Genomic DNA, 13,154 nt, shown 5'->3' on the forward strand with positions numbered 1-13,154 from the left:
CCGCAAGGCCCCCCGCACCGCCCCGGACCCGGACCGGCCCGAGGACCTCTGGAAGGCCCTGGACCGCGGTGAGGACCCGACGCGCGAGACGTGACCCCCCAACTCACGTCCTACCCGCACGTACGGGACAATGAAGCCGAGCTTTCAGCACGGCGGCACCAACAGCGCCACCAGCTTTGCGTACAGCGATACCAACAGCGCATCACCAACAAGGAGCAACTCATGGCGGGCAGCAGCCACGGACACACCCCGGCCGCCTGGACCGGTGTCATCATCTCCTTCATCGGCTTCTGCGTCGCAGGCGTCTTCATGGTCGCGGCCAACCCCGTCGGCTTCTGGGCCGGAATCGCCGTCGTCCTCCTCGGCGGCGTCGTCGGCCTCGCGATGAAGGCCGCGGGCCTCGGCATGCCGAAGGAGTCGGCGGAGATGGCCCAGGCCAGGGCCCGCGCCGCACAGGCCCAGGTCTCCTGACACCACGCGGCACCCGTACGCACACGAGGCGCAGCCCCACCCGGGCTGCGCCTTTCCGCGTCAACGGGGACAATCGCCGGGTGGACGCATCGCCTACCTCCGCCGCCGCAGTGCCGGCCCCGGCCTCCGGGCCCGCTCCCGGCCGCCCGTCGCCGCCGGTCTTCCCCCCGGCACCCGTGCCCCCCTCGCGCATCCGGCGGCTGGCCGTCCCGGCGGGCGTGCTGGCCGTCGTCGTCGGGGCCTTCGGCTACGTCGGCGCCGTCGATCCCAACCAGCCGGGCCACTACCCGCTCTGCCCGCTGCTCCGGTTCACCGGGCTCTACTGCCCGGGCTGCGGCGGTCTGCGCAGCGCCCACGCCGTCGCGCACGGCGACATCGCCGCCGCCCTCGGCTCCAACGCGCTCGCCGTCGCCGGTTACGGCGTCTTCGCCGTCCTGTGGGTGGTCTGGGCGGTCCGCGCCTGGCGGGGCAGGCCGATGAGCATCGCGGCGAAACCGGCCGTCTGGTGGGGGATCGGGGCCGTGCTGCTGATCTTCTCGGTGGTGCGGAACCTGCCGATCGGTTCGGCTCTGGCACCTTAGAGCGGCCGCTCTCGATGCCCACGTAGTGGGACATCTGCCGACCTGATTCGGGCCGACAGCCCTCCTGCGGATAGCATTGATATGGCTGATCCTGTTCTGCTGTTCACCTCATCACCGTTCCGGAAGGGGGCCGCTCGCGTGAGTGTGCTCGACGAGATCATCGACGGCGTACGCGCCGACCTCGCGGAGCGGCAGGCGCGTGTCAGCCTCGACGAGCTGAAGGAACGCGCCGCGCGCGCTCCCGGTGCCAAGGACGGAGTCGCCGCCCTGCGTGGCGAGGGCGTCACCGTCATCTGCGAGGTCAAGCGTTCCAGCCCCTCCAAGGGGGCACTGGCCGCGATCGCCGACCCGGCCGCGCTCGCCGCGGACTACGAGGCGGGCGGCGCCTCCGTCATCTCGGTCCTCACCGAGGAGCGCCGCTTCGGCGGTTCGCTCGCCGACCTGGAGGCCGTCCGCGCCAAGGTCGACATCCCGGTCCTGCGCAAGGACTTCATCGTCACCTCGTACCAGCTCTGGGAGGCCCGCGCCTACGGCGCCGACCTCGCCCTGCTGATCGTCGCCGCCCTCGACCAGGAGGCCCTGGTCTCCCTGATCGAGCGCGCCGAGTCCATCGGCCTGACGCCGCTGGTCGAGGCGCACGACGAGGAGGAGGCGGAGCGTGCCGTGGACGCCGGAGCGAAGATCATCGGTGTCAACGCGCGCAACCTGAAGGACCTCAAGGTCGACCGCACCACCTTCGAGCGCGTCGCCCCGGAGATCCCGAACCACATCGTCAAGGTGGCCGAATCCGGCGTCCGCGGCCCGCACGACCTGATCGCGTACGCCAACGCCGGCGCCGACGCGGTGCTGGTGGGCGAATCCCTGGTCACCGGCCGCGATCCGCGGTCCGCCGTCGCCGACCTGGTCGCCGCCGGCGCCCACCCGGCCCTCCGGCACGGACGGGGCTGACCGCGACCGTGTCCGCCGACCGCTGCGCGTACCGAGTCCGGCCGGGGCTGCGCCCCGCCGGTACGACGGTCGCCCGTGACCCGCACGCCCCGCTGGCGCGCGGCTGCCGCCCGCGCGGCTGCCGCGCCCCCGCGCGCCGGGTGCACGGCAGGCGCGTGCGGTACGTGATCGGGGACGAGCCCGGACAGGTCAACGGCATGCGATGGCGCACGGGGACCGCGCTGTAGCGAGCCCCGGCCGACGTACCCGCACCACTCCACTCGTACGTACGACCGCACCGCCCGACCGATCGCCGGTCGCGGTGGCGCTCCGCTCACGGCGCATACGGTGAATCCACCCATTGCGATGTCGAGGAGCACGTCGGATGTCATCTGACTTCTTCATTCCGGACCCGGAGGGTCTGATCCCCAGCGCCGAGGGATACTTCGGTGCGTTCGGCGGCAAGTTCATCCCGGAGGCGCTCGTCGCCGCCGTGGACGAGGTCGCCGTCGAGTACGACAAGGCCAAACACGACCCGGCCTTCGCCGCCGAGCTCAACGAGCTCATGGTCAACTACACCGGCCGGCCCAGCGCGCTGACCGAGGTCCCGCGCTTCGCGGAGCACGCGGGCGGCGCCCGGATCTTCCTCAAGCGCGAGGACCTCAACCACACCGGCTCGCACAAGATCAACAACGTGCTGGGCCAGGCGCTGCTCACCAGGCGCATGGGCAAGACCCGGGTCATCGCCGAGACCGGCGCCGGCCAGCACGGCGTCGCCACCGCGACGGCCTGCGCGCTCTTCGGCCTCGAATGCACCATCTACATGGGCGAGATCGACACCGAGCGGCAGGCGCTGAACGTGGCGCGGATGCGGATGCTCGGCGCCGAGGTCATCGCCGTGAAGTCCGGCTCCAGGACCCTGAAGGACGCCATCAACGAGGCGTTCCGCGACTGGGTCGCCAACGTGGACCGCACCCACTACCTCTTCGGCACCGTCGCCGGGCCGCACCCCTTCCCGGCCATGGTCCGCGACTTCCACCGGGTCATCGGCGTCGAGGCCCGCCGGCAGATCCTGGAGCGGGCCGGCCGGCTGCCGGACGCCGCCATCGCCTGTGTCGGCGGCGGCTCCAACGCCATCGGGCTCTTCCACGCCTTCATCCCGGACGCGGGTGTCCGGCTGATCGGCTGCGAGCCCGCCGGACACGGCGTGGAGACCGGCGAGCACGCGGCGACCCTGACCGCGGGCGAGCCCGGCATCCTGCACGGCTCGCGCAGCTACGTCCTCCAGGACGACGAGGGCCAGATCACCGAGCCGTACTCCATCTCGGCCGGTCTGGACTACCCGGGCATCGGCCCGGAGCACTCGTACCTCAAGGACATCGGCCGCGGCGAGTACCGCGCGGTCACCGACGACGCCGCCATGCAGTCGCTGCGCCTGCTCTCCCGCACCGAGGGGATCATCCCGGCCATCGAGAGCGCCCACGCGCTGGCCGGCGCCCTGGAGGTCGGCAAGGAGCTCGGCAAGGACGGGCTGATCGTGGTCAACCTGTCCGGCCGCGGCGACAAGGACATGGACACGGCGGCCCGCTACTTCGGGCTGTACGACGGAGCCGACGGGGTCGTCGAGGCCGATGTGGCCGACGGGGAAGAGGAGGTCACCAAGTGAGCGGCAATGTGGAGCTGCTGAGTTCCGCCCTCGCGCAGGCGAAGGCGGAGAACCGGGCCGCCCTCATCGCGTACCTCCCGGCCGGGTTCCCGACGGTCGACGGCGGGATCGAGGCCGTGAAGGCGGTCGTGGCGGGCGGCGCGGACATCGTCGAGGTGGGGCTGCCGCACAGCGACCCGGTGCTCGACGGGCCGGTCATCCAGACCGCCGACGACATCGCCCTGCGTGGCGGCGTGAAGATCGCCGACGTGATGCGCACGGTCCGCGAGGCCCACGAGGCGACCGGTGTCCCGATCCTCGTCATGACGTACTGGAACCCGATCGACCGGTACGGCGTCGAGCGCTTCACCGCCGAGCTCGCCGAAGCCGGCGGCGCCGGGTGCATCCTGCCCGACCTGCCGGTCCAGGAGTCCGAGCTGTGGCGCGAGCACGCCGACAAGCACGGTCTCGCGACCGTCTTCGTCGTCGCGCCGAGCAGCAGGGACGAGCGCCTCGCCACCATCACCGCGGCCGGCTCCGGCTTCGTCTACGCGGCCTCGCTGATGGGTGTCACCGGCACCCGCGCCTCGGTCGGCGAGCAGGCCCAGGACCTGGTCCTGCGCACCCGCGCCACGACGGAGCTGCCGGTCTGCGTCGGCCTGGGCGTCTCCAACGCCGGACAGGCCGCCGAGGTCGCGGGCTTCGCCGACGGGGTGATCGTCGGCTCCGCCTTCGTCAAGGCGATCCTGGACGCCCCCGACAAGGCGGCCGGTCTGGCCGCCGTCCGCTCCCTGGCGGGCGAACTCGCCGAAGGCGTTCGAAAGCGCTGAACCGGGTGTAATCCGAACGGGTGGACCTGGACCGGGGAGGCACGCACGTGCCTCCCCGGTTCGTTGCTGCGGGTGTGAGCGAGAAGAACGAACAGGGAAAAAGGGCCGCGCGAGACCGGCTCGTACAGCAGCGCGAGCGCCAGCGGGCGAGCGAGCGCCGCAGGCGCACGCTGATCGTCACCGGCGCGGTGGTGGGTGTGCTGGCGCTGGCCGCCGTCGTCGGCGTGATCGCCGCGAATTCGGGCGGCAAGAGCGGCAAGAGCGAGGCGGGCCCCCTCGTCGCCCCGTCCGGCGCGACCGGCAAGGACAGCCTGGCCATCCAGGTCGGCGCGGACAGCGCCCCGTCCACACTCACCATCTGGGAGGATTTCCGCTGCCCGGTCTGCGCCCAGTTCGAGAACGCCTTCCGCGACACGATCCACCAGCTGGAGAACAGCGGACAGATCAAGGTCGAGTACCACCTCGCGACGCTCATCGACGGGAATCTCGGCGGCAGCGGCTCGCTGCGGGCGGCCAACGCGGCGGCCTGCGCACAGGACGCCGGGAAGTTCCCCGCGTACCACGACGTGCTCTACAGCAACCAGCCGCAGGAGACCGTCGACACCTTCGGTGACAACGACAAGCTGATCGAACTCGCGGGGAAGGTGCCGGAGCTCGACACCCCCGCCTTCCGCAGCTGTGTGAACGACGGCAAGCACGACAGCTGGGTCCAGAAGTCCAACACGGCGTTCCAGGACGGCGGATTCCAGGGCACACCGACCGCGCTGCTCAACGGCGATTCGATCTTCCCGAAGAAGGGGAACGAACCGATCACCGTGGCGAACCTGAAGAAGTGGGTGGCCGAGGCCAACAAGGGCAAGAAGCCGGGCACGGTCACCCCCGCCCCGTCGGGTTCCTGACCGGTCCCCGGGCGGGGTCCGGCAAGGGGAATCGATGACCTGCCCGTTACCCAGACGTTGTCGGGTGGGTTGCCGTACGCCCCACCCGGCAAGGTAGCGTCGACCTTGCCATGGACCTTGCCTATATTCCCAGCCCGTCGACCGGCGTGATCGATCTCGGCCCGATCCCGCTCCGCGGCTACGCGTTCTGCATCATCATCGGTGTCTTCGTCGCCGTCTGGTTCGGCAACAAGCGCTGGGTCGCCCGGGGCGGCAGATCCGGCACCGTTGCCGACATCGCCGTCTGGGCGGTGCCCTTCGGCCTCGTCGGCGGCCGGCTCTACCACGTGATCACCGACTACCAGCTGTACTTCAGCGAGGGTGAGAACTGGGTCGACGCCTTCAAGATCTGGCAGGGCGGCCTCGGCATCTGGGGCGCGGTCGCGCTCGGTGCCGTCGGCGCCTGGATCGGCTGCCGCCGCCGTGGGATCCCGCTGCCCGCCTGGGCCGACGCGCTCGCCCCCGGGCTCGCCATCGCCCAGGCCTGCGGCCGCTGGGGCAACTGGTTCAACCAGGAGCTGTACGGCAAGCCGACCGACCTGCCGTGGGCGCTGAAGATCAGCGAGGGCCCCAACCGGGTCGCCGGCACCTACCACCCGACGTTCCTCTACGAGTCGCTGTGGTGCATCGGTGCCGCCCTGCTGGTGATCTGGGCGGACCGCCGCTTCAAGCTCGGACACGGCCGGGTGTTCGCCCTGTACGTCGCCGCGTACTGCGCGGGGCGGGGCTGGATCGAGTACATGCGGGTCGACGAGGCCCACCACATCCTGGGCCTGCGCCTGAACGTGTGGACCGCGCTGATCGTCTTCGTGCTGGCCGTGGTGTACTTCGTGATCTCGGCGAAGATGCGGCCGGGGCGCGAGGAGATCGTGGAGCCGGGAGCCGCGGAGGAAGCGGCGGCCGCGGCGGAGGCCGGTGACGCCGAGGGTGTCGAGACCGCCGGGGTTTCCGAGGTGGCCGAGGAGACCGAGGCTTCCACGACCGCCGGGGGCGGCGCCGGCAAGGCTTCGAAGAAGGCACCGGAGGCGGACGGCGACGCCGCGCCCGCGGATGCCGTCAAGACATCGGAGAAGAGCGGTACCGCGGAGACGGCCAAGAAGGGCTGAGCCGTGTGAACCCGTGCGCGGGGCCACCACCGCCGCGTCGACGAACCGGCCGTCCGGCAGGGCCAGCGCACCCTCGTCCGCCACGGCCGCCGCCACGATCTCCGCCGCCGCCTCGATCTCCTGCGGCGTCGGGCGGAACGCCCGCTCGATGACCGGGAGCTGGCGGGGGTGGATCGCCGCCCGGCCCAGGAAGCCCAGCGCCCGGCCGTGCGCGCAGGACGCCCACAGGCCGTCCAGGTCCCGGACGTCCGGGAACACCGACTGGGTGGGCGGGGCGAGTCCGGCCGCGCGGGCGGCGACCACCACCCGGCTGCGCGACCAGTCGAGGCCGGCGTCGTCCCGTACCCCCAGATCGGCCCGCAGGTCCGCCTCGCCAAGGGCGATGGAACGCACCTGGGGATGGGACGCGGCCACCGAGTACGCGTGCTCGATGCCGAGCGCCGACTCCAGCAGCGGACAGAGCGCGACGCCCGGTGCCACGGCCGCGATGTGGTGGACCGACGCGGCGTGCGTGATCTTGGGCAGCCGGAGCTCGGCGAGGCCCGGCAGCCCGGCCAGGGCGATGATGTCCGCCTCGGTGTGGACCCGGACGTGGAGCGGCACGGCCAGGTCCCCGGCCGCCTCGGAGAGCAGCTCCGCGGTGGCCGAGCGCGCGTACTCCTTGCGGTCCGGGGCGACCGCGTCCTCCAGGTCCACGATCACCGCGTCCGCGCCCGAGTCCCGTGCCTTGCGCACCACATCCGGCCGGTCCCCGGGAACGTACAGCCAGGTGAGCGGGACCGCCGCCGTCACAGGACGTGCTCCGCCCGCAGCGCCGAGATCTCCGGGCCCGACAGGCCCAGCCCGGTGAGGATCTCCTCGGTGTCCGCGCCGTGCGGCCGGCCCGCCCAGCGGATCGCGCCCGGTGTCGCGGAGAGCCGGAACAGCACGTTCTGCATCCGCAGCGGGCCCAGCTCCGGGTCGTCGACCTCGGTGACGGAGTCCAGGGCCCGGTACTGCGGGTCCTCCATCACGTCCTGGACGTCATGGACCGGCGCGATGGCCGCCTCCGCCTTCTCGAAGGCCGAGAGGGCCTCCTCGCGGGTGTGCCGGGCGACCCAGTTGCCGACCGCCTCGTCGAGCTCGTCGGCGTGCTCGGCGCGGGTGGTGCCGGCGGCGAACCAGGGCTCGTCGATCAGTTCTGCCCGGCCGACCAGGCGCATCACCCGCTCGGCGATCGACTGCGCCGAGGTGGAGACCGCGACCCAGTGCCCGTCCGAGGTGCGGTAGGTGTTGCGCGGGGCGTTGTTGCGGGAGCGGTTGCCGGTGCGCGGCTGGACGTAACCGAGCTGGTCGTACCAGATGGGCTGCGGGCCGAGCACGGTCAGGATGGGCTCGATGATCGCCATGTCGACGATCTGCCCCAGGCCGGTGCGCTCGCGTCCGGCGAGTGCGGCCATCACGGCGTACGCGGTGGCCAGTGCCGCGATCGAGTCGGCGAGTCCGAACGGCGGCAGCGTGGGCGGCCCGTCCGGCTCCCCGGTGATCGCGGCGAAGCCGCTCATCGCCTCGGCCAGGGTGCCGAAGCCGGGGCGGTGCGCGTACGGGCCGAACTGCCCGAACCCGGTGACCCTGACCAGGACGAGGCGCGGGTTGACCGCGTGCAGCTCCGCCCAGCCCAGGCCCCAGCGCTCCAGCGTCCCGGGCCGGAAGTTCTCGATGATCACATCCGTTCCGGCGGCCAGCCGGAGCAGGATGTCGCGGCCGCCGGGCGTGGACAGGTCGAGGGTCAGATTGCGTTTGTTGCGGCCGAGCAGCTTCCACCAGAGGCCGACGCCGTCCTTCGTGGGGCCGTGCCCGCGTGAGGGGTCGGGCCGGTGCGGATGCTCGACCTTGATCACCTCGGCGCCGAAGTCGCCGAGCATGGTGGCGGAGAGCGGACCGGCGAAGAGCGTGGCGAGGTCGACGACCCGCAGCCCGGTCAGGGGGGCCTGCGCGGGCGCGGTCATGCGGCGTCGATCTCGGTGCGGTACGGCATGGAGGTCGAGGCGCCCGGCCGCTGTACGCACAGCGCGGCGGCCGCCGACGCCCAGGCCAGCGCCCGGGGCACGGGCCGTCGTTCGCCGAGCGCGACGGCGAGCGTGCCGACGAAGGTGTCGCCGGCCCCGGTGGTGTCCACGGCGGTGACCTCGGGGGCGGGCAGGACGACGGGTTCGCCGCCCCGGGCCGCGTACAGGCAGCCCTTCGAGCCGAGCGTGATGACGACCGCGGGGACCTGGCTGAGCAGGTACTGCGCCGAGGCGTGCGGGTCGGTGAAGCCGGAGAGTGCGGCCGCCTCGTGCTCATTGGGGATCAACAGGTCGACGCAGTCGAGGAGTTCGGACGGCAGCGGCTGCACGGGAGAGGGGGTGAGGATGGTCCGGACGCCCTGGGCGTGGGCCACCCGGGCGCCCTCGATCACCGCGGACATCGGCAGCTCCAGCTGGAGCAGCAGCAGATCGGCGCCGGCGATGGCGGCCATCTCGCCGGGGCCGAGGGCGGTGACGGTGCCGTTGGCGCCGGGGACCACCACGATGGAGTTGGCCCCCGTGTCGTCCACCACGACGTGCGCGGTGCCGCTGGGGCCCTCGACCGTGTGCAGCAGATCGGTGTCGATGCCCGCGTGCTCCAGATTCGACCGCAGCCGCACGCCGTACTCGTCGTCCCCGACCGCGCCGATCATCGTCACCCCGCCGCCCGCGCGGGCGGCGGCGACGGCCTGGTTGGCGCCCTTGCCGCCGGGGACGGTGCGGAACTCCCGCCCGGTGACGGTCTCTCCGAGCCCCGGGGCCCGTTCGACGTATGCGACGAGGTCCATATTGGTGCTGCCGAGCACCGCGATGCCGGTCATGGGCACAGTGCCTCCTTGTGGGTGAGCCGGTGGGTCTGTTCGGCGAGTTCGTCGAAGCCGACGGAGTCGAAACCGGGGACGGACGAGGCGAGACGGTTCTTCAGCGGGGTGGTCCAGCGGTCGGGCAGCAGCGAAGGGGCCCCGGCCAGCAGCCCGGCGAGCGAACCGGCGGTCGCGCCGTTGGAGTCGGTGTCCCAGCCGCCGGACACCGCCCGGCAGACGGAGAGCGAGAAGTCGCCGTCGGCATGGGTGAGGGCGGCGGCGAGCAGCGCGGCGTTGGGCAGCGCGTGGACCCAGTGGTACCGGCCGTACTCGGCGTGCAGCCGGTCGGTCACCGCGTCGAAGTCGGCGTTGTCACGGGCCGCCGCGATGCCGAGGCGCACCGCCCGCGCGAATCGCGACCGCGGTGGTACCACGCGCAGCCCGGTGGCCAGGCAGCCGTGCACATCGCTTGTGCCCCCGGCCGCCTCGGCGAGCGCCGCGGCGGTGAACATCGCCCCGTAGACCCCGTTGGCGGTGTGGCTGAGCACGGCGTCCCGATGGGCCTGTTCCGCCGCGGCCGCCGGGTCGCCCGGGTTGGTCCAGCCGTGCACATCGGCCCGGATCCGCGCGCCGATCCACTCCCGGAACGGATTGCGGTACCGGGCGGTGTGCGGGGGCTCGACGCCGTCCAGCAGATTGCGGTACGCGACCCGCTCGGCGGTGAACGTCCGGCCTGCCGGGAGCTCGTCGAGCCAGAGCCTGGCCAGATCGCCGGTGGTGAAGGACGGACCGTACCGCTGGATCAACAGCACGGTGAGCAAAGGGTGGTTGAGGTCGTCGTCCTCGGGCATGCCGTCGATGTTCTCGGCCAGCGAGTTGGGCGCGGAGCGGCGGTTCCAGGGGTAGGTGGCGGCCAGCGGGGCGGGCAGCCCCTTGGCGGTGAACCAGGTGGTGAGCGGCCAGTTGCCGGTGGCGCGGGCCAGTGCGCGGATGCCTTCCAGCGGCAGCTTCTCGACGGGTTTGCCGAGCAGGCAGCCGGCCGCCCGGCCCAGCCAGGCGGCGTGCAGCCGGTCCCGGCTCACCGCCGGGGCGTTCGTCCGGGGCGCCGGCCAGTCGGGGCACGCGGCCCGGATCGCCGCCCGGTCCGTCGGCTCGTCCACCGCCGACGGCGACTCCAGCAGGGCGAGTTCGTCGAGCAGCCGCTCGGCGAGCGCCCGCAGCTCGGGCGCCGGCGGGGTGGACGCGCCCGCGCGCTCCGGGGCGGGGGCGCCGCCCGCCTCGTACCACCGGCGCGCGACGTCCCGCGCGTCCCGTCCGTCCTCGGCCGCCTGGCGCAGTTCGTGCCCGACCAGGTCCTCCGGCTGCACCCATGTCACCCGTACGGTCATGGCGCACCCACCAGCGCGGCGAACGCCGACTCGTGCGCGCGGCGCCGGGCCGTGTCCCGTGCGAAGACCTCGCGGGCGACGTCCGCCAGGGTCCGTGCGGGGGCGTGCAGATCGAGGCGGCTGGCCTCGGCGACCGTACTCACCCAGTCGGCGGGGATCGCCCGCGTACCGTGCAGCGCCCCGGCGACGGCACCGCTCATGGTGGCGATCGAGTCGCAGTCCCGGCCGTAGTTGACCGAGCCGAGGACCGCGCGCCGGTAGTCGCCGTCCGCGACGAGCAGCATGCCGAGGGCGATCGGGAGCTCCTCGACGGCGTGCAGCCGGGAAGGTCTGCGGGCGCCGAGGGACGGGGCGCGGTAGTCGGGGCCGACCGTGTCGAAGGGGGCGACGGCGGTGCGCAGCGGGGTCAGCGCGGACTCGAAGTCGCTGTGGCCCGCGGCCGCTTCGCACACCGCCTCGATCGCCGAGCGGGTGCCGTCCTTGGCGAGCGACAGGCAGGTGTCGACGACGGTGGTGGGGGTCGCGCCCGGCGCGCAGGCGGCGGCGACGGCAGCCGCGAAGACCCCGGCCGCCTCCCTTCCGTAACTCGACTGGTGGGCGCCTGCGACATCCAGCGCCTCGGCGTACGCGGCCTGCGGATGGGCGGCGTTGACCAGGCCGACCGGGGCCATGTACATCGCCGCACCGCAGTTGACGATGTTCCCGGAGCCCGCCTCGCGCGGATCGACGTGGCCGTAGTGAAGCCGGGCGACGATCCACTTCTCGGCGAGGAAGATCCGCTGGAGCGGCAGCGCCTCGGCCTCCAGTTCCGGGATCCAGCGGGGACGGGAGATCAGCTCGGGCACGAGATGGCCGGCGACCGCGTAGGCGTCGAGGTGGTCGCGCACCTCGCCGTAGACCCGCACCAGCGCATGGGTCATCAGGGTGTCGTCGGTGACGTGTCCGTCACCCTTGTGGTACGGGGCGATGGGGCGTGCGGTGCGCCAGTTCTCGCCGTCCCACGGGCCTACGACGCCCTCGATCCGCCCGCCGTGGCGGGCCACGATCTGCTCGGGGGACCGGCCCTCCACCGGGCCGCCGAGCGCGTCGCCGACGGCGGCGCCGACGAGTGCGCCGGCGATCCGTTCATCGAGTGTGAGTGTCGTGGGTCCGGCCTCGGACAGCGTGGGCGTCATGGATGTCATGTCCGAATTGTCCACCCGGGGGCTTCGGTTCCGTGTCTGCCAGCAGCCCGGCGAGTTCGATGAGATCGGTCCCCGCGAGACGGGGCAGCGCACAGCCCGCGAGGGTGCGGCAGGCCTCGCGCCAGCCGTCCGGGACGGCACCGATCCCGCCGAGCGCACCGGTCAGCGCGCCGGCCAGGGCGGGCGCCGAGTCCGCCACCCGGGACAGGCACGCCGCCGCGGGAACGGCCTGGGCGATCTGGCCGCGGGCGGCGGTGGCCAGGGCGAGGGTGACCGGGACGGTCTCGGCGGCGGCGATCCCGTAGCTGTAGACGTGGTCGACGATCTGATGCTCCAGCACCGGGACCAGGGCGAAGGCGCCCGCCGCCTCGCCGACGAAGTCACGGGCGATCCGCACGGCGTGGGTGGCGTTGCGGGCGATCTCGGTGCCTTCGGGGAGCTGGGCGAGCGCGGCGTTCACCGCGGTGTCCACGTCCGCACCGCCCAGCGCCTCGGCGATCGCCGCCGCCATCGCGCGGGCGCCGTGCACCCCGTCGCCGTCCTGGGTGTAGCGCGCGTCGAACTCGGCGAGGTCGGCGGCGGCCGCGGGATCGGCGGGGTGGGCGACGGCGAGCACGGCGGCCCGTACGCAGGCGGCGTCGTCGAAGTAGTGCGGGTTGTCGTGGCCGGTGGCGGGCGGGCGGAGCCCGGCGGCGAGATTGCCGAGCCCGGCCCGTACCGAGATCCGGGCGCGCAGCGGGAGCACCGCGGACTCGACCTCGGGGGCGCGGGCGGCCGCCGCGGCGACCTCGGCGGCCAGCGCGTTCCAGGCGACGTCGATGGCGGCCCGCATCCGGCGTCCGGGGGAGAGGCCGTGCAGCGGACCGGCCGCCGAGGTGAGCACGGTCCCGGCGGCGAAGGCCGCCCATTCGGCGTCGTCGGAGGGGCCCAGCCGCAGCGGTTCGGGCGGCTGGTTGAGCGCGATGGGGACGGGCAGCGTGGTGGTGGCGTTCTGCTCGGCGAAGGTGTCGAGCTCCCGGGTGAGGCGCCGGGTCCACTCGGGCATCCGGGCCGCCCGGTGCCGGGCGGCGGGCCAACCGGCGGCGTCACCGGCGGCGAGCCCGAGCAACAGCCCCTCGATCCGGGCCCGGTGCCCGACGGCGGGCCGGGTGCGGAGCCGGGCGGCGGGGGAAGCGGGAGTTGTGGCGGCGGAGCTGATGGGAGTGGGGGAGTCGGTGGAGTCGGTGGGGGATC

Annotated in this window: 13 protein-coding genes and 2 pseudogenes; 9 read left to right on the forward strand and 6 right to left on the reverse strand. The window is 73.2% G+C overall.

Translation table 11 applies throughout. The features are described 5' to 3' along the window. The 9 genes and pseudogenes from AADR41_RS38075 to lgt all read left to right on the forward strand — a co-directional run. Positions 1 to 94: pseudogene (locus AADR41_RS38075) on the forward strand (TIGR02234 family membrane protein); the annotation flags it as partial. Between the two features lie 128 nt (positions 95 to 222). Beyond that, on the forward strand, positions 223 to 471 hold the full coding sequence (locus AADR41_RS38080) for an HGxxPAAW family protein (protein WP_266420573.1): 249 nt from the start codon (positions 223 to 225) through the stop codon (positions 469 to 471). Positions 472 to 551: 80 nt separating this feature from the next. Beyond that, positions 552 to 1,052 (forward strand): DUF2752 domain-containing protein, encoded by a 501-nt coding sequence (locus tag AADR41_RS38085; RefSeq protein WP_446751181.1) that lies wholly within the window; start codon positions 552 to 554, stop codon positions 1,050 to 1,052. 138 nt (positions 1,053 to 1,190) lie between these two features. Next, the gene (gene trpC, locus AADR41_RS38090) at positions 1,191 to 2,000 is read left to right on the forward strand and encodes an indole-3-glycerol phosphate synthase TrpC (RefSeq protein WP_342286739.1); all 810 of its coding nucleotides are present in this window, start codon (positions 1,191 to 1,193) and stop codon (positions 1,998 to 2,000) included. Between the two features lie 47 nt (positions 2,001 to 2,047). Beyond that, a complete protein-coding gene (gene trpM / locus AADR41_RS38095; protein ID WP_266693885.1) occupies positions 2,048 to 2,227 on the forward strand; it encodes a tryptophan biosynthesis modulator TrpM in 180 nt (59 codons plus the stop codon). A 137-nt stretch (positions 2,228 to 2,364) separates the two neighbouring features. Further along, positions 2,365 to 3,645, forward strand: coding sequence for a tryptophan synthase subunit beta (gene trpB, locus AADR41_RS38100; protein ID WP_259931110.1), 1,281 nt, complete (start codon positions 2,365 to 2,367; stop codon positions 3,643 to 3,645). Next, positions 3,642 to 4,454, forward strand: a complete 813-nt coding sequence (trpA, locus tag AADR41_RS38105; RefSeq protein ID WP_342286742.1) for a tryptophan synthase subunit alpha — start codon at positions 3,642 to 3,644, stop codon at positions 4,452 to 4,454. The genes trpB and trpA overlap by 4 nt, the downstream gene beginning before the upstream one ends. 74 nt (positions 4,455 to 4,528) lie before the next feature. Next, the gene (locus AADR41_RS38110) at positions 4,529 to 5,353 is read left to right on the forward strand and encodes a DsbA family protein (protein ID WP_342286743.1); all 825 of its coding nucleotides are present in this window, start codon (positions 4,529 to 4,531) and stop codon (positions 5,351 to 5,353) included. Positions 5,354 to 5,463: 110 nt separating this feature from the next. After that, positions 5,464 to 6,498, forward strand: a complete 1,035-nt coding sequence (gene lgt, locus AADR41_RS38115; RefSeq protein ID WP_342286745.1) for a prolipoprotein diacylglyceryl transferase — start codon at positions 5,464 to 5,466, stop codon at positions 6,496 to 6,498. A 21-nt stretch (positions 6,499 to 6,519) separates the two neighbouring features. Here lgt and AADR41_RS38120 read toward each other — a convergent pair. The 6 genes and pseudogenes from AADR41_RS38120 to AADR41_RS38145 all read right to left on the reverse strand — a co-directional run. Further along, positions 6,520 to 7,290 (reverse strand): annotated as a pseudogene (locus AADR41_RS38120) (HpcH/HpaI aldolase/citrate lyase family protein); the annotation flags it as partial. Then, the gene (locus AADR41_RS38125; RefSeq protein ID WP_342286747.1) at positions 7,287 to 8,486 is read right to left on the reverse strand and encodes a CaiB/BaiF CoA transferase family protein; all 1,200 of its coding nucleotides are present in this window, start codon (positions 8,484 to 8,486) and stop codon (positions 7,287 to 7,289) included. The pseudogene AADR41_RS38120 and the gene AADR41_RS38125, both read right to left, overlap by 4 nt. Then, a complete protein-coding gene (rbsK, locus tag AADR41_RS38130) occupies positions 8,483 to 9,367 on the reverse strand; it encodes a ribokinase (RefSeq protein WP_342286749.1) in 885 nt (294 codons plus the stop codon). Before rbsK ends, AADR41_RS38125 begins: the two co-directional genes overlap by 4 nt. Then, entirely contained in the window at positions 9,364 to 10,737 is a 1,374-nt protein-coding gene (locus AADR41_RS38135) for an ADP-ribosylglycohydrolase family protein (protein WP_342286751.1), read from the reverse strand. The genes rbsK and AADR41_RS38135 overlap by 4 nt, the downstream gene beginning before the upstream one ends. Further along, a complete protein-coding gene (locus tag AADR41_RS38140; RefSeq protein ID WP_342286752.1) occupies positions 10,734 to 11,921 on the reverse strand; it encodes an ADP-ribosylglycohydrolase family protein in 1,188 nt (395 codons plus the stop codon). The genes AADR41_RS38135 and AADR41_RS38140 overlap by 4 nt, the downstream gene beginning before the upstream one ends. After that, entirely contained in the window at positions 11,863 to 13,119 is a 1,257-nt protein-coding gene (locus AADR41_RS38145) for an ADP-ribosylglycohydrolase family protein (protein ID WP_446751182.1), read from the reverse strand. The genes AADR41_RS38140 and AADR41_RS38145 overlap by 59 nt, the downstream gene beginning before the upstream one ends. Between the last annotated feature and the right edge of the window lie 35 nt (positions 13,120 to 13,154).

Origin of the sequence: Streptomyces sp. CLV115 (genome assembly GCF_038448545.1) — a bacterium.
GTDB lineage: Bacteria > Actinomycetota > Actinomycetes > Streptomycetales > Streptomycetaceae > Streptomyces > Streptomyces sanglieri.